Here is a 15041-nt window from a genome sequence, read left to right as displayed (position 1 = left end):
TGCCCGGACTCGGAATCGAACCAAGGACACGGGGATTTTCAATCCCCTGCTCTACCGACTGAGCTATCCGGGCAACGGGGCGCATTAAACCGTATTCACGCATGCCAGTCAATCAAATTTCAGGAAAAGCTGCTCAACCGCTTAATATTGCGGCAATCTGTGTGTTTTTGCCTGAAGTTTGCACAAATTATCCCTGATAATCCAGGTGTAAGGGGGCACAACCATGGTGACACGTATTGCGTGCTAAATACGGTGGTTTTTGCTGATTCCAGCTGCGTGGGTGCATGGTAAGACAAGGTGAATAACAGAACATTTCGCACCACCGTGAAGATGGTGCGGTTTTAGCCGTGCGCCGGAAAGGAATGCTCGTTTAGGTGAGTGCGCCACCCTGACGACACTGAGCAAAACGCAGGATATCTTCGGCCAGACGATGTGCTGTTTCTACATCAGCATGGCTGCGATTAACCAGCATGCGACTCAGGCAGCCCTCCAGCACCAGTTCCATCTGTTTGGCGACCATGGCCGGGTCATCAACTTCCAGTGTCGTCAGCAGCTCATGTGTGAAGTCATGTGCAGCTTTTTTCTGCTGATCAGCTAACTGATGGACAGGATGGCCAGGATCGGGATAAAACGTGCAGGCAGCGATGAACAGGCAACCGGGATAGCGATTATTACTCACGCATTCGGACAGTGCGTTATAGCGTGCCAGTAGTTTCTGCTCAGCACTCAGCGTGTCATCCAGCAAAAGCTGACGCCGCCAGATATCCACCCGTTGGCTGAGGTAACGCAAGGCATCGTATAGAATGGCCTCTTTATCAGGCCAGAAGCGTTGCAGTTCATCAAGTGGATAATCGACATGCTCAGCCACCATTTCCAGTGTGGTATTGGCTATCCCTTGAACCTCAAGTAATTTCAGGGCTTCTCCCAGGACATCTTCACGTTGCACGGTATTCTCCTCCGTATTTCCTTTTGCAAGTGTCGCTCACGGTTGGCGATCACGCAAATGCGCACTAAAGGTCGATGCATCCATAAAGCCCGTTACCCGTGCTTGCGGATGCTCTTTACCCTGGGCATCAAAGAACAGAATTGTCGGCAGCCCTAATACCTGTAAATGTTTAAGAAGTGCGACATCTTGTGCATTGTTTGCGGTGACATCCGCCTGCAACAGCACCGTATCGCCCAGCGCGTGTTGCACCTGTGGGCTACTGAAGGTGTACTTCTCGAACTCTTTACAAGCAACACACCAGTCAGCATACAAATCCAACATGACAGGCTTGCCTCTGGCTCGCTCCAGTGCCTGATTTAACTCGTCCACCGATGTCACTGGGGCGAAGTTCAGGTGCGTCTGGGTTTGGGCATGCGACGCACCAAATGCCCAATCCTGCAATGGTCGTACACTTACCAGCGCTGCAGCTAACAGGACAATCTGCACGATACGCATCCAGCCTTGTTTTGCCTGCAGACTGGTGATGAACGCCCAGGCAAAGAATGCCACGCCAAGCAGTGACCACAGGCGAATGCCCCAATCATTGCCGATAATCCGCTCGAGTAAAAAGACGGGAAGCGCAAGGATGACGAAACCAAAAGCAGTCTTGACCTGTTCCATCCATGGGCCACTTTTTGGCAGTAGGCGGTTGCCAAATACGGTAATCAGCATCAGGGGTAATCCCATCCCCAGTGCGTAAAGATACAGCGTACCGCCTCCCAGCCACATATTCCCGCTCTGAGCGATATACAGCAAAATCGCGCTCAGTGGTGCCGTGGTGCAAGGGGAACAGATCAGTCCAGCAATCGCTCCCATTGTAAATACGCTGCCCGGAGAACCGCCTTGCTGGCGATTACTCATCAATGTCAGACGCGTTTGCAGCGAGGAAGGTAGTTGCAGCGTAAACAGGCCAAACATCGACAGAGCCAGCAGCGTAAAGACAATGGCAAGCCCAATCAGTACATAGGGATGCTGTAGCGCGGCCTGGAACTGTAGCCCGGCAGCCGCAACAACCAGACCCAGAGCAGTGTAGGTGAGCGCCATTCCCTGTACGTAGATGAAGGTCAGCAGCAGCGCACGCCCGGTTGATAAGCGTTGTTTACCACCGAGTACGATCCCGGAAATTAGTGGATACATCGGCAGTACACAAGGGGTAAAGGCAATGCCAATCCCGATCAGCAATGCCCACAGTGCGGAAAAGGGGAGTTGGGCGGCTGGTTGTGATTGTTCTTCCGGGGCGACTGTAACAGGCGTTGGTGTAGGCGTCGCATCTGTACGAGCCATGACTTCGCTGAGTGGAACGGTTTTGGTTTCCGGCGGATAGCAAAATCCGGCATCGGCACAGCCCTGGTAAGTGACGGTCAGCGTTGCTCCAGATGCGGCCTGATTGATCGTTACTGGAACGTTCAACTGCTTACGGTAAATTTCGCTTTTGCCGTAAAACTCATCTTCATGCCAGACGCCTGGCGGCAGCTTTACCTCGGCAATATCGGCCTGTGATGGCGTAATGCTTATCTGTTTGCGGTACAGGTAGTAGCCGTCTTTTACCTGCCATGAGAGGTTCAGATCATGTTGGTTTTGCTGAAAATCAAAAATAAATGCCCGGTCAGCAGGAACAAACTGCGAGCGGCCAGGCGAATCGAATAATCCGGCAAAAGTGGATGTGCTGCATAGCAGCAGGATCAGCGTAAGGATGCGTTGAGCCATGAGCGGTAATCAAAGTCTCCGTGAGTGACGGGTAAAACCAGAAGTTCAGGGGTTTGATACGGATGATGAGACTTCAGGCAATCGAGAAGTGCTTGCTGGTGCGTGACGGTGGTTTTTAAAATCATCTGGACTTCATATTCCTGCTCCAGCTTACCCTCCCAATAATAGAGAGACGTTGCACCGGGCAGCAGAGTCACGCAGGCGGCCAGTTTTTCTGCCAGTACTTTGGCTGCCAGATCCTGGGCCGTTGCTTCATCCGGGGCGGTACAAAGCACCACAACGGTATCGGGGATGGAAATATCCTGACTCTTTACATCAAGCATAAACACCTCGAAATAACAGAGTAACCAGCAAGAGAACGGTAACTATACAACGGACGAGGGAAGGATGTTAGTTAAAGCGAGGCGGGGAGGAACTGCGGGATGCATAAGCACCCCGCAGGTAAAACTTACAGCATGAAGCTACCCAGCAAGAAGCCGAAGCAGACAGCCAGAACCACACCCAGCGTACCTGGGATGAAGAACGGATGGTTAAAGACGAATTTACCGATACGGGTAGTACCGGTGTCATCCATCTGAACCGCCGCAACCAGAGTTGGGTAGGTAGGCAGAATGAACAGGCCAGAAACCGCAGCGAAAGACGCTACAGCGGTCAGTGGAGAAACGTTTAGTGCCAGAGCCATCGGCATCAGTGCTTTAGCCGTTGCAGCCTGAGAATACAGCAGTGCAGAAGCAAAGAAGAAGATGACGGCCAGCAGCCACGGATGACCCTGAATTACGCTACCTGCAGTATCTTTGATCCAGTCAATGTTGTGAGATACGAAGGTATCACCCAGCCATGCAACACCCAGGATACAAATACAGGCACTCATACCTGCTTTGAAGGTGCTGGAGTTCAGGATGGAGTCAGTTTCAACGCGGCAGATGATTGTCGTCAGCGTCGCGATGCTCAGCATAATGATCAGAATGGCGTTGGTGGTGTTCATCAGCGGCTTAGCAACCAGACCGAGGCTTGGGCTGTTGACGATGGCGTAAACGACGACACAAACCACACCGAGCAGGAACAGCCATACGGAGGTTTTCGCACCGGCTTTGATTTCAACTTGTCTTTCACCGCGCAGCTCAACCAAACCTTCTTCCAGACGCTTACGATAAATCGGATCGTCAGACAGTTTGGAGTTGAACAGCATGGTGACCAGGAAGGACATCACCAGCACAGCCAGCAGGGTGGACGGAATGACCACTGACAGCAGGTGAATGTAGCTGATACCATGACCTTCCATTACGGAAGACATGTAAACCACGGCCGCAGAGATAGGTGATGCGGTAATCGCAATCTGTGCAGAAACCACGGCAGTAGAGAGCGGACGGCAAGGTTTGATCCCTTGCTCCTTCGCGACTTCAGCGATAACTGGCAGCGTTGCCAGAGAGATGTTGCCGGTACCCGCGAAGATAGTCAGGAAATAGGTCACGATCGGTGCAAGGATTGTGATGTATTTCGGGTTCTTACGCAGCAGTTTTTCAGTTTGATGGACCAGATAGTCCAGACCACCAGCAATCTGCATGGCAGAGATAGCAGCGATAACTGCCATGATAATGGAAATAACATCGAACGGAATATTACCCGGTTTTACGCCAATAGCGGCGAGAACCAGAACACCCAGCCCACCTGCAAATCCAATACCGATACCCCCAAGTCTGGCACCTAAAAAGATTGCCAGCAAAACGATGATAAGTTCTAAAACTATCATATTAGCCTTCCTTGTTGTTTAACAAGTTGATATTAAATTGTTGTTTTTAAGTAACTTCGTGCAAGAAAAAAGGCACGTCATCATGACGTGCCCTCTCTGGTACTACCCTACACGATTACTGTTCGCTTTCATCAGTATAACGTTTTGCTTTATAAGCCGGGTGCATCAGGTTCTGTGCAGAGAAGATATCGTCCAGTTCTGCTTCGGTCAACAGACCGCGCTCCAGGACAACTTCACGCACGCTCTTACCGGTTTCGGCACAAATTTTACCGACGATGTCGCCGTTGTGGTGACCGATGAACGGGTTGAGGTAGGTGACGATACCGATGGAGTTATAAACGAATGCTTCACACACTTCTTTGTTAGCAGTGATGCCGCTAACGCATTTTTCCAGCAGGTTGTAGCAAGCGTTGCTCAGGATGTGGATAGATTCGAACATTGCCTGGCCGATAACCGGTTCCATTACGTTCAGCTGCAGCTGGCCTGCTTCAGATGCCATGGTAACAGTAACGTCGTTACCGATGACTTTGAAGCAAACCTGGTTTACAACTTCTGGAACAACCGGGTTCACTTTTGCTGGCATGATAGAAGAACCCGCCTGCAGTTCCGGCAGGTTGATCTCATTCAGGCCGGCACGTGGACCAGAGGAGAGCAAACGCAGGTCGTTACAGATTTTGGACATTTTCACAGCCAGACGTTTCAGTGCACCATGCACCATAACGTATGCGCCGCAGTCGGAGGTTGCTTCAATCAGGTCTTCTGCCGGAACGCAGGCGAAACCGGTCACTTCAGCCAGTTTTTGCACTGCCAGCGGAGAGTACTCTTTCGGTGTGTTCAGACCCGTACCGATTGCAGTTGCGCCGAGGTTAACTTCCAGCAGCAGCTCAGCGGTACGTCCAATGTTTTTCACTTCTTCTTTCAACAGTACGCTGAAAGCACGGAATTCCTGACCGAGGGTCATCGGTACAGCATCCTGCAACTGGGTACGACCCATTTTCAGGATGTCCTGGAATTCAATAGCTTTTTGCTCGAAGCCTTCACGCAGCTGGTTAAGAGCATCAATCAGTTTGATGATGGATGCGTAAACAGCGATACGGAAACCGGTCGGGTAAGCGTCGTTGGTAGACTGACATTTGTTGACGTGGTCGTTCGGGTTCAGGTACTGATATTCACCTTTCTGGTGACCCATCAGTTCCAGACCGATATTGGCCAGCACTTCGTTGGTGTTCATGTTGACGGAGGTACCCGCACCACCCTGGTAAACATCTACCGGGAACTGATCCATGCATTTTCCGTTATTCAGGACTTCATCACACGCCGCGATGATGGCATTTGCCACGCTCTTAGGAATAGTTTGCAGCTCTTTGTTGGCCAGTGCCGCTGCCTTTTTAACCATTACCATGCCGCGAACAAATTCAGGAATGTCACTGATTTTGTTGTTGCTAATGTAGAAGTTTTCAATCGCTCTCAGAGTGTGAACACCATAGTAAGCGTCCGCTGGAACTTCCCTGGTACCCAACAAGTCTTCTTCGATACGAATGTTGTTTAACATGTGAACCTTCTTTTTCAAGCTGCCAATGATTTGACTAAACACACAGGATATATGTGATTTCGATTGTTTCTCGACCGACGATTATCCCCTGCATCGGTCTGATACCCGAGATCATATGCTGGTTCAGGATTTCTACCGTAATCTGGATCACTTAAAACGTGGAATTTACCCCTTATTTATTATTCTGTGAAATAGATCACCCCTTTAGGATTAACACCAAATATTAGTGTACAAGTAGCTTGAAATTTTGCTAATCACCACAATATTTGGGTGATGCAAGTCACACAATTTTCGAACAGTTGTTGGTGAAAACGACTGTTTTCAACAGGAGAGCCCTTTGCGCTGGATACCATTACTTGCCATTTTTCTCTATGTTTACATAGAGATATCTATTTTTATCCAGGTCGCCCATGTGCTGGGTGTCCTGATGACCCTGATTTTGGTTATTTTTACCTCGGTTATCGGTATGTCTCTGGTTCGTAACCAAGGATTTAAGAACTTTTTACTGATGCAACAGAAAATGGCAGCAGGTGAAAGTCCGGCTGCAGAAATGATCAAGAGCGTGTCGCTGATTATCGCCGGCTTACTGTTGGTGTTGCCTGGTTTCTTCACCGATTTCCTCGGTCTTCTTCTTTTATTACCACCAGTGCAGAAACATTTGACCATGAAGTTACTGCCGCATTTGCGTTTTTCGCGTATGCCAGGTGGTGGATTTAGTGCCGGAACTGGCGGTGGTGATACCTTTGACGGTGAATTTCAGCGCAAAGATGACAAGCGCGACAGCATCGAACATAAAGACGATCGTCGGGATTAAGCATCAGTATGTAGGCCGGATAAGCGTTAGCGCCATCCGGCAAAAGTATTTATAGGCCGGATGATGGCGTCAACGTTGCCTTATCCGGCCTGCGGGGTAAAAACAGCCACAGTCCTGCCAGCATAATCAACGCATACAGACTCTTCCAGCCGATCATCGCCAGCAGCAGTAGGCACAGCAGCCCCCCCACTATCGCCAGCACGCGATAGTGCCCTTTTAGCAATCGACACCCTGCCAGCATGCATAGCAGATAAATCATAATAAAGATGCCGTTAGCGTAGACGATTAACGCGTCGAGATTGATTTGCAGCATATAGATGCACAAGGTACTGACGACGCAGCAACCCAATACGGCGTTTAGCGCATTGCTCGGAAGATGGCGAGGGGACAGGCGAGCCAGGTAGCTCTCAGGTTTATATTGTGCTTGCGACCACACCAGACGGGCGAAACTTTGGATATAAATGTTCAGGCTGGCAAAGCAGGCCAGATAACCAATGATGCAGGCAACCCACAGGGCCTGAACGCCAAACAGTTGGACGACGATTTCAGGCAGCGATGCCGCCGCCGCCATCTGTTCGCCGTAGGCATCAAAATGTAATACAACGACGGTACATGCCCAGTACACGGTACCGGCCAGGAGTAGGCCAATCATCAGGGCGCGCGGGAAATCCCGTTCTGGATTTTTGAATTCAGAGGCCAGGTGTGCGAACGCCTCAAGGCCAACAAAGCACCAGAACATCACCGACAGCGCGGCAAAAAGCCCGGGAAACTCAATCTTGTCGATGGCAGGAAAGGGGATCTCACTCGGTTTCAACTCGCCAGCCCACCAGATGGCGACAATCAGTGCTACGATCAGTCCGGCAATCACCGTTTGCAGGTTAGCGCTGGAGCTGGCACCCCGCGAACCGATGTACCAGACCAATACCAGCGTGCCAAGTTCAGCCAACAGAAGCTGCCAACCATGCCAGCCAAACATTGCCTGGCCAAATCCTGCGGCGATGTGCAATGCCGCAGGTAACCCCACTGGAATTACCGATAAAAAAAGCCATCCGGTAACGCGCTCAAGCCGTGAGCCAAAGGCCATGCCGACAAAATGCGCCACACCGCCTGCGCTGGGAAAATGGCGACCGAGTACGGCGAAGACAATCGCCACAGGAAAGACTAAAACGATCAGCACCGGCCATGCCCACAGGCTGTTGTTGCCAGCAACCAGCGCAGCCAGTGCGGGGACGGCGAAAACGCCTGTACCTAACAATGATGTCGACAACAGGCCAATGCCTTGAGCCAGTCCCAGCTCTTGTTTTAGTCCGCTCATAAGTTGTTATCCGGTTATGCCCATGTACCGGGCTACAGCGCAGATTTTCGATGGTATCACAATAGGATTTGCTTATGACGACGTGGCTGAAATCGTTATGAAATGTGAGGCGTGTCGGTGTTTTGACGGGATTTTCTGCTGATAAAAATTTTTTTTCGCTTGCCCCCTTGAAGGCACAAAAGCCCATCCCCATCTCTCTGGTCACTAGCCGGGATACCGTTTACGGGCCGGCGTCACCCATAACTGATAAAGACTTTCTCAAAGGAGAGCTATCAATGAGTATTCGTCCGTTACATGATCGTGTGATCGTCAAACGTAAAGAAGTTGAATCCAAATCTGCTGGTGGCATCGTACTGACCGGTTCCGCAGCAGGTAAATCAACTCGTGGCGAAATCATCGCTGTCGGTAAGGGTCGCATCCTGGACAACGGTTCTGTACAGCCGCTGGACGTGAAAGTCGGCGATATCGTCATTTTCAACGATGGCTACGGTGTTAAATCTGAGAAGATCGACAATGAAGAAGTGTTGATCATGTCTGAAAGCGACATCCTGGCAATTGTTGAAGCCTAATCCGCGAACGACACTGAACATACGAATTTAAGGGAAAGAGAAAATGGCAGCTAAAGACGTAAAATTCGGTAACGACGCTCGTGTGAAAATGCTGCGCGGCGTAAATGTACTGGCAGATGCAGTGAAAGTTACCCTCGGTCCAAAAGGCCGTAACGTAGTTCTGGATAAATCTTTCGGTGCACCGACCATCACTAAAGATGGTGTTTCTGTTGCACGTGAAATCGAGCTGGAAGACAAGTTCGAAAACATGGGCGCGCAGATGGTGAAAGAAGTTGCCTCTAAAGCGAACGACGCTGCAGGCGACGGTACCACCACCGCAACCGTTCTGGCCCAGTCTATCATTACTGAAGGCCTGAAAGCTGTTGCCGCGGGTATGAACCCGATGGATCTGAAACGTGGTATCGACAAAGCTGTCGCTGCTGCAGTTGAAGAACTGAAAGCACTGTCCGTACCGTGCTCCGACTCTAAAGCTATTGCTCAGGTTGGTACCATCTCCGCTAACTCCGACGAAACCGTAGGTAAACTGATCGCTGAAGCGATGGACAAAGTCGGTAAAGAAGGCGTGATCACCGTTGAAGACGGTACCGGTCTGCAGGACGAACTGGACGTGGTTGAAGGTATGCAGTTTGACCGCGGCTACCTGTCTCCTTACTTCATCAACAAGCCGGAAACTGGCGCAGTAGAACTGGAAACGCCGTTCATCCTGCTGGCTGACAAGAAAATCTCCAACATCCGCGAAATGCTGCCGGTTCTGGAAGCCGTGGCTAAAGCAGGCAAACCGCTGCTGATCATCGCTGAAGATGTTGAAGGCGAAGCGCTGGCTACTCTGGTAGTTAACACCATGCGTGGCATCGTTAAAGTAGCTGCAGTTAAAGCACCTGGCTTCGGCGACCGTCGCAAAGCAATGCTGCAGGATATCGCAACCCTGACTGGCGGTACCGTTATCTCTGAAGAGATCGGTATGGAGCTGGAAAAAGCGACCCTGGAAGATCTGGGTCAGGCGAAACGTGTTGTTATCAACAAAGACACCACCACCATCATCGATGGCGTGGGTGAAGAAGCGGCAATCCAGGGTCGTGTGACTCAGATTCGTCAGCAGATCGAAGAAGCAACTTCTGATTACGACCGTGAAAAACTGCAGGAGCGCGTAGCGAAACTGGCTGGCGGTGTTGCTGTGATCAAAGTCGGTGCTGCAACCGAAGTTGAAATGAAAGAGAAGAAAGCTCGCGTTGAAGATGCCCTGCACGCGACCCGTGCTGCGGTAGAAGAAGGCGTGGTTGCTGGTGGTGGTGTAGCGCTGATCCGCGTAGCATCCAAAATTGCTGGCCTGAAAGGTCAGAACGAAGACCAGAACGTGGGTATCAAAGTTGCGCTGCGCGCAATGGAATCTCCGCTGCGTCAAATCGTTCTGAACTGCGGCGAAGAGCCGTCTGTTGTTGCTAACACCGTGAAAGCGGGCGACGGTAACTACGGTTACAACGCTGCAACTGAAGAATACGGCAACATGATCGATATGGGTATTCTGGATCCGACCAAAGTAACTCGTTCTGCTCTGCAGTACGCGGCTTCTGTTGCGGGCCTGATGATCACCACCGAATGCATGGTTACCGACCTGCCGAAAGGCGATGCGCCTGACTTAGGTGCTGCCGGTATGGGCGGTATGGGTGGAATGGGCGGCATGATGTAATTTAATCTTCATACTTCAAGCCGCAGGTTCGTTGGCTGCGTTCGTTCACCCCAGTCACTTACTCATGTAAGCTCCTGGGATTCATGAACTTGCCGCCTGCCTGCAACTTGAATTATTTGATTAAATACATATCTCGCGAAAAATGAGAAACCCTCGGGCAGAAATGTCCGGGGGTTTTTCTTTTGGTCATCTTTTTAGTATATGATTCAGCTACGGACATAAGGTCCAACTAATTGATTATGGGGAATGACATGCACGTGAAATATTTAGCAGGGATCGTTGGTGCCGCGCTACTGATGGCGGGTTGTAGCTCCAGCAATGAACTGAGTTCAGCCGGACAAAGCGTTCGCTTTGTTGAAGATAAGCCTGGTGCTGAGTGTCAACTGCTCGGCACTGCGACCGGTAAACAGAGCAACTGGCTTTCTGGCCAGCATGGCGAAGAAGGTGGCTCTATGCGTGGCGCGGCGAACGATCTGCGTAACCAGGCCGCTGCAATGGGCGGTAACGTGATTTATGGCGTCAGCAGCCCATCTCAGGGAATGCTCTCCAGTTTTGTCCCGACCGCCAGCGAGATGAATGGCCAGGTTTATAAGTGCCCTAACTGATAGATGCTGTTGATGCCGGCTGGCGAGGCTGACATGTCTTATCCGGCCTACAGGTATCAGTAAACGTAGGCCTGATAAGCACAGCACGGAGTGTCCCTGAACAGGGCACTCACAGGGGTTACTGCTAGGGGTTACTGCTGTCGTAATTGCAAATCCAACGGCGTTTTACTTGGCTCACCGCCAATTTCGCGCGCCAGTTTTGGGACCATATAGCCTGAAATAAGCGTCAGCAGCTCTCGCATGATTTTACGCGCTTCATCGTCACTCACCATAAAGTGAGCGGCTCCCTGCACTTTATCCAAAACATGCAGGTAATAGGGCATCACGCCCGCATCAAACAATGCATTGCTCAGGTTTGCCAGCGTTTGTGCGTTGTCGTTCACGCCACGCAGCAGGACGCTTTGGTTAAGCAATGTGACCCCCACTTTACGCAAGCTGACCATCGCCTGACGAAATGTCTCATCAATTTCGTTCGCGTGATTAATGTGATTCACCAGCAGAATTTGCAGAGAAGATCGTGCAAAACGATCGACTAATCCTTCAGTAATGCGAGCCGGGATCACAATGGGCAAGCGGCTGTGAATTCGCAGACGCTTAATGTGTGAAATGGCCTCCAGTTGCGTGAGTAACCAGTCAAGCTCGTGGTCCTTAGCCATGAGGGGATCGCCACCGGAGAAAATAATCTCATCCAGCTCAGGGTGCGCGGCGATGTAATCTAACGCCACCTGCCAGTTGCGTTTATTCCCCTGGTTCTCGGCATACGGGAAGTGGCGACGGAAGCAATAGCGGCAGTTTACCGCACATCCGCCTTTTACCAGCAACAACGCCCGGTTGCGATATTTATGCAGCAATCCAGGAACGACGCTGTGCTGCTCTTCCAGTGGATCGGTAGAGAATCCGGGGGCGGCAACGAATTCATCCTGCGAGGTAAGCACCTGACGCAGTAGCGGATCGTTGGGGTTGCCTTTCTCCATGCGTGCGATAAACGATCGCGGCACACGAAGGGCAAAAAGACGTTTTGCCTCACGACCAGCGAGCAAATTTTCATCAGCGTCTATATTCAAAAGACGTAATAGTTCATCCGGATCGGTGAGAACATCGGCAAGTTGTACTAACCAATCTTCTCTGGATGGGGTGTTTAGGGTTACAATATGCGCCATTTTGTGGCTTAGCTACCAGTTAACAATTTCAGAGGGCCTTATGGCGACTTACTATAGCAACGATTTTCGTGCCGGTCTTAAAATCATGATGGATGGCGAACCTTATGCGGTTGAAGCCAGTGAATTCGTTAAGCCGGGTAAAGGCCAGGCATTTGCACGCGTTAAGCTGCGCCGCCTGCTGACCGGTACTCGTGTAGAGAAAACCTTCAAATCCACCGACTCTGCAGAAGGCGCAGACGTTGTAGATATGAACCTGACTTACCTGTACAACGACGGTGAGTTCTACCATTTCATGAACAACTCCACTTTCGAACAGCTTGCTGCTGACGCGAAAGCGGTAGGTGATAGCGCTAAATGGCTGCTGGATCAGGCTGAGTGCATCGTGACCCTGTGGAACGGTCAGCCTATCTCCGTGACCCCGCCGAACTTCGTTGAGCTGGAAATCATTGAAACTGACCCAGGTCTGAAAGGTGACACTGCAGGTACTGGTGGTAAACCAGCGACGCTGTCCACCGGTGCAGTGGTTAAAGTTCCGCTGTTCGTACAGATCGGCGAAGTCATCAAAGTGGATACCCGCTCTGGTGAATACGTATCCCGCGTGAAGTAATATTCTTCATCTTTCAGGCTGCATCAGGCGGCCTGAATGATTTTGCGTATTTTTAAGATGTTGGTGCAGATTGCTGCGCCATACTTTTCCAGGGCAGGAATGATGAAACGTCTTCTCGGTCTTGTAATGCTTATCCTTTTCACCAGCACCCTCCTGGCGGGCTGTAATACGGCGCGCGGTTTTGGTGAAGATATCAAACATCTTGGTAATTCAATTTCTCACGCTGCCAGCTAGTCCCCTCATATTGTCTTAAAAACGGTCGTTTATCCGTCACCCCCCCCGGATCTTGTCTATTATTAAGTAGCTATACACAAACAATATTGGCTAGAAAAGGAAGACGTTATGGTTAAGAAGACAATTGCTGCGATCTTTTCTGTGTTGGTACTTTCTTCCGTATTAACGGCGTGTAATACGACGCGAGGCGTAGGTCAGGATATTTCTGAGGGCGGTAGTGCCATTTCTGGCGCAGCGACAAAGGCTCAGCAATAACTATGAACGGTACGACGCACCGTCGTACCGTTAATTCATCTTCTCAGGTAGAGAGAGAAACGGTGAAAAGCGATTCCCAAGGTGCAGCTTCATACGGATATTTCGCTTATAGGTGTATACCGTCTTACCATGAATGCAGAGCGCGGCGGCTATTGCATTGTTATCAACGCCATCCATCCACAACGACAGTACCTTCTCTTCCTGCGGTGTAAGCAGCGGTGTGGCATTTTTGGATGTATCTAATACGGGGCGGATCTGTAGTGCATTTTGGATCGTGCGCGAAAGATCATGCAACGTGATGTGTTTGGACAATGTCGAGTGAACGGCAGAGTGAGGGGGATCGATTGGGTTATGCGATCGATCGCCTGATTGTAGTAAAATCAGCGGGATGGCGCCACAGCTCATAAAAAAGGGTGCGATAGGGGGGCTGGAGTGAATATCGCTGAGAAAACTACATAAATCTGCGATTACCAGATGTGGCTTCCACTGCAAAATATGCTCTTTAGCCAACATCAGATTATTAATCCCTGACACCAGAAATGAAGAGTTGAACATACCAGAATGATTAAGCAAGGCCTCTATCCCTATGCGGGTGAAGTGGCACCGGTCAATCACTAAAATTTTAAGCATAAACCTTTCGCATTCAGAAGAGGATCAAACGGCTTCCTGAGTTCAGAAAGCTCCCCATCATAGAGAAGTCCAATGTGAGCCAAATGCGGGAACTACGCCTCTAATTGGGCTTAATTCTTGCTTTAAGTAAGCAATGAATAAAAAGGTTGAAATTCATTTTCTCCCGGGCAAAAATGCCATTTCATACATCCGCTTTGCGGGACGACCTGCAAACGCATCTTTCACCCGGGGACGGCCCCATAGTGTTCTGGAGCCTGTTATGTCCTGGATCGTTTTACTTATCGCGGGCCTGCTTGAAGTTGTCTGGGCGATTGGTTTGAAATATACCCACGGTTTTACCCGTTTAACGCCAAGTATTATCACCATTGCGGCGATGATCGTCAGTATCGCTATGCTTTCCTGGGCGATGAGAACGCTGCCAGTTGGTACAGCTTATGCCGTCTGGACCGGGATTGGCGCGGTAGGGGCAGCCATTACCGGCATTCTGCTACTGGGTGAATCAGCCAGCCCGGCGCGTCTGCTCAGCCTGGGGTTGATTGTTGCCGGCATTATTGGCCTGAAGCTCAGCACCCACTAAGCGCCTGGCTGTTTTACCCAAATCAACTTGTTCACTTCAAACCCTTCCCGGGTCGCGACTGCCAGCATCTGCTGTTTCATCTCATCTGAAATCGTTGGGGTGCGAGAGAGGATCCACAGATAGTCGCGATCCGGGCCACAGACCAGCGCATGGCGATACTCCCGGTCGAGTGCAATCACGTTATACCCGCCATAGAAGGGACCGAAGAACGAGACCTTAAGAGCAGCCCGTCCAGGATCGCCGGTGAAATAGGCTTTGCCTTCCGTTTTTTGCCACATGCCTCGGTCCGGGTTGTAGCCTTTGTTGATGACGTTGATCCCACCGTCATCGCGCAAGCTATAGGTTGCAGTAACTTTATCCAACCCACGTTCAAAGCGGTGGTCGAACCGCGCGATCTCATACCAGGTGCCAAGATAACGTTTGGCATCAAAGTTGTTTACAACAGTAACGCCTTTGGGCGGCGTAGGTGAACTGCAAGCCACTACCAGAAATGCAGCCGTGACTGCAGCAACGACAGGCAGAATGCGCATGGGATATTCCTTGCTGTATTTTTGTTAAGTGTAGATGACAGCAGGAAAAGACGTGGAAGAAAGG

General features: G+C 50.6%; 17 protein-coding genes and 1 tRNA gene. 8 read left to right on the top strand and 10 right to left on the bottom strand.

The window, feature by feature from the left end; genetic code table 11:
• The 6 genes from QMN38_RS17140 to aspA all read right to left on the bottom strand — a co-directional run bounded on the left by QMN38_RS17140 (position 1) and on the right by aspA (position 5994).
• Positions 1-73: transfer RNA gene (locus QMN38_RS17140), tRNA-Phe, on the bottom strand.
• A gap of 297 nt (positions 74-370) precedes the next feature.
• Positions 371-946, bottom strand: a complete 576-nt coding sequence (locus QMN38_RS17135) for a transcriptional regulator (RefSeq protein WP_271440259.1) — start codon at positions 944-946, stop codon at positions 371-373.
• 36 nt (positions 947-982) lie between these two features.
• Positions 983-2692 (bottom strand): protein-disulfide reductase DsbD, encoded by a 1710-nt coding sequence (locus QMN38_RS17130; protein ID WP_323605420.1) that lies wholly within the window; start codon positions 2690-2692, stop codon positions 983-985.
• Positions 2668-3015, bottom strand: a complete 348-nt coding sequence (cutA, locus tag QMN38_RS17125; RefSeq protein WP_003025447.1) for a divalent cation tolerance protein CutA — start codon at positions 3013-3015, stop codon at positions 2668-2670. Before cutA ends, QMN38_RS17130 begins: the two co-directional genes overlap by 25 nt.
• 125 nt (positions 3016-3140) lie before the next feature.
• Positions 3141-4442 carry an anaerobic C4-dicarboxylate transporter DcuA gene (gene dcuA / locus QMN38_RS17120; protein ID WP_181509695.1) on the bottom strand — a complete coding sequence of 434 codons (1302 nt, stop codon included), beginning with the start codon at positions 4440-4442 and terminating at the stop codon, positions 3141-3143.
• A gap of 115 nt (positions 4443-4557) precedes the next feature.
• A complete protein-coding gene (aspA, locus tag QMN38_RS17115; protein WP_323605419.1) occupies positions 4558-5994 on the bottom strand; it encodes an aspartate ammonia-lyase in 1437 nt (478 codons plus the stop codon).
• A gap of 337 nt (positions 5995-6331) precedes the next feature.
• Between aspA and QMN38_RS17110 the strand changes: the two genes are divergently transcribed.
• The gene (locus tag QMN38_RS17110) at positions 6332-6808 is read left to right on the top strand and encodes an FxsA family protein (RefSeq protein ID WP_271440261.1); all 477 of its coding nucleotides are present in this window, start codon (positions 6332-6334) and stop codon (positions 6806-6808) included.
• Positions 6809-6857: 49 nt separating this feature from the next.
• Here QMN38_RS17110 and yjeH read toward each other — a convergent pair whose 3' ends face one another.
• Positions 6858-8123: an L-methionine/branched-chain amino acid transporter gene (gene yjeH / locus QMN38_RS17105; protein WP_323605418.1), complete on the bottom strand. Its 1266-nt coding sequence runs from the start codon at positions 8121-8123 to the stop codon at positions 6858-6860.
• A gap of 275 nt (positions 8124-8398) precedes the next feature.
• Between yjeH and QMN38_RS17100 the strand changes: the two genes are divergently transcribed.
• The 3 genes from QMN38_RS17100 to QMN38_RS17090 all read left to right on the top strand — a co-directional run bounded on the left by QMN38_RS17100 (position 8399) and on the right by QMN38_RS17090 (position 10984).
• Positions 8399-8692 carry a co-chaperone GroES gene (locus tag QMN38_RS17100; protein ID WP_005120976.1) on the top strand — a complete coding sequence of 98 codons (294 nt, stop codon included), beginning with the start codon at positions 8399-8401 and terminating at the stop codon, positions 8690-8692.
• A gap of 43 nt (positions 8693-8735) precedes the next feature.
• Positions 8736-10379: a chaperonin GroEL gene (gene groL, locus QMN38_RS17095; protein WP_137384020.1), complete on the top strand. Its 1644-nt coding sequence runs from the start codon at positions 8736-8738 to the stop codon at positions 10377-10379.
• 251 nt (positions 10380-10630) lie between these two features.
• Positions 10631-10984, top strand: coding sequence for a DUF4156 domain-containing protein (locus QMN38_RS17090; protein WP_137384019.1), 354 nt, complete (start codon positions 10631-10633; stop codon positions 10982-10984).
• A gap of 131 nt (positions 10985-11115) precedes the next feature.
• Here QMN38_RS17090 and epmB read toward each other — a convergent pair whose 3' ends face one another.
• Positions 11116-12144, bottom strand: coding sequence for an EF-P beta-lysylation protein EpmB (gene epmB / locus QMN38_RS17085; RefSeq protein WP_323605417.1), 1029 nt, complete (start codon positions 12142-12144; stop codon positions 11116-11118).
• 40 nt (positions 12145-12184) lie between these two features.
• Here epmB and efp point away from each other — a divergent pair, with 40 nt between their 5' ends.
• From efp to ecnB, 3 genes are all read left to right on the top strand, one after another.
• Positions 12185-12751, top strand: a complete 567-nt coding sequence (gene efp / locus QMN38_RS17080) for an elongation factor P (protein ID WP_005120972.1) — start codon at positions 12185-12187, stop codon at positions 12749-12751.
• 99 nt (positions 12752-12850) lie between these two features.
• Positions 12851-12985, top strand: a complete 135-nt coding sequence (gene ecnA, locus QMN38_RS17075; protein ID WP_040232999.1) for a lipoprotein antitoxin entericidin A — start codon at positions 12851-12853, stop codon at positions 12983-12985.
• Positions 12986-13093: 108 nt separating this feature from the next.
• A complete protein-coding gene (gene ecnB / locus QMN38_RS17070; RefSeq protein ID WP_003025482.1) occupies positions 13094-13240 on the top strand; it encodes a lipoprotein toxin entericidin B in 147 nt (48 codons plus the stop codon).
• A gap of 30 nt (positions 13241-13270) precedes the next feature.
• On the opposite strand, the gene QMN38_RS17065 is transcribed toward ecnB, so the two are convergent.
• Complete coding sequence (locus tag QMN38_RS17065; protein WP_323605416.1) at positions 13271-13870, bottom strand: helix-turn-helix transcriptional regulator; 600 nt, start codon at positions 13868-13870, stop codon at positions 13271-13273.
• A gap of 259 nt (positions 13871-14129) precedes the next feature.
• Between QMN38_RS17065 and sugE the strand changes: the two genes are divergently transcribed.
• Entirely contained in the window at positions 14130-14447 is a 318-nt protein-coding gene (gene sugE, locus QMN38_RS17060) for a quaternary ammonium compound efflux SMR transporter SugE (RefSeq protein WP_000118520.1), read from the top strand.
• Here the strand turns inward: sugE and QMN38_RS17055 are convergent.
• Positions 14444-14977, bottom strand: coding sequence for a lipocalin family protein (locus QMN38_RS17055; protein WP_202039898.1), 534 nt, complete (start codon positions 14975-14977; stop codon positions 14444-14446). The genes sugE and QMN38_RS17055 overlap by 4 nt on opposite strands.
• Positions 14978-15041: the final 64 nt, after the last annotated feature.

Origin of the sequence: Citrobacter sp. R-1.5.2, assembly GCF_035064245.1 — a bacterium.
Classification (GTDB): Bacteria; Pseudomonadota; Gammaproteobacteria; order Enterobacterales; family Enterobacteriaceae; genus Citrobacter.
The sequence above is the reverse complement of the archived record's forward strand: the minus strand, read 5'-3'. Positions and strand labels throughout refer to the sequence as shown.

What these genes read in the sequence shown, in the direction of transcription:
- QMN38_RS17130 (WP_323605420.1), bottom strand. Translation starts at nt 2,692, where the DNA reads ATGGCTCAACGCATCCTTACGCTGATCCTGCTGCTATGCAGCACATCC.
- cutA (WP_003025447.1), bottom strand. Translation starts at nt 3,015, where the DNA reads ATGCTTGATGTAAAGAGTCAGGATATTTCCATCCCCGATACCGTTGTG.
- dcuA (WP_181509695.1), bottom strand. Translation starts at nt 4,442, where the DNA reads ATGATAGTTTTAGAACTTATCATCGTTTTGCTGGCAATCTTTTTAGGT.
- aspA (WP_323605419.1), bottom strand. Translation starts at nt 5,994, where the DNA reads ATGTTAAACAACATTCGTATCGAAGAAGACTTGTTGGGTACCAGGGAA.
- yjeH (WP_323605418.1), bottom strand. Translation starts at nt 8,123, where the DNA reads ATGAGCGGACTAAAACAAGAGCTGGGACTGGCTCAAGGCATTGGCCTG.
- QMN38_RS17100 (WP_005120976.1), top strand. Translation starts at nt 8,399, where the DNA reads ATGAGTATTCGTCCGTTACATGATCGTGTGATCGTCAAACGTAAAGAA.
- groL (WP_137384020.1), top strand. Translation starts at nt 8,736, where the DNA reads ATGGCAGCTAAAGACGTAAAATTCGGTAACGACGCTCGTGTGAAAATG.
- QMN38_RS17090 (WP_137384019.1), top strand. Translation starts at nt 10,631, where the DNA reads ATGCACGTGAAATATTTAGCAGGGATCGTTGGTGCCGCGCTACTGATG.
- epmB (WP_323605417.1), bottom strand. Translation starts at nt 12,144, where the DNA reads ATGGCGCATATTGTAACCCTAAACACCCCATCCAGAGAAGATTGGTTA.
- efp (WP_005120972.1), top strand. Translation starts at nt 12,185, where the DNA reads ATGGCGACTTACTATAGCAACGATTTTCGTGCCGGTCTTAAAATCATG.
- ecnA (WP_040232999.1), top strand. Translation starts at nt 12,851, where the DNA reads ATGATGAAACGTCTTCTCGGTCTTGTAATGCTTATCCTTTTCACCAGC.
- ecnB (WP_003025482.1), top strand. Translation starts at nt 13,094, where the DNA reads ATGGTTAAGAAGACAATTGCTGCGATCTTTTCTGTGTTGGTACTTTCT.
- QMN38_RS17065 (WP_323605416.1), bottom strand. Translation starts at nt 13,870, where the DNA reads ATGCTTAAAATTTTAGTGATTGACCGGTGCCACTTCACCCGCATAGGG.
- sugE (WP_000118520.1), top strand. Translation starts at nt 14,130, where the DNA reads ATGTCCTGGATCGTTTTACTTATCGCGGGCCTGCTTGAAGTTGTCTGG.
- QMN38_RS17055 (WP_202039898.1), bottom strand. Translation starts at nt 14,977, where the DNA reads ATGCGCATTCTGCCTGTCGTTGCTGCAGTCACGGCTGCATTTCTGGTA.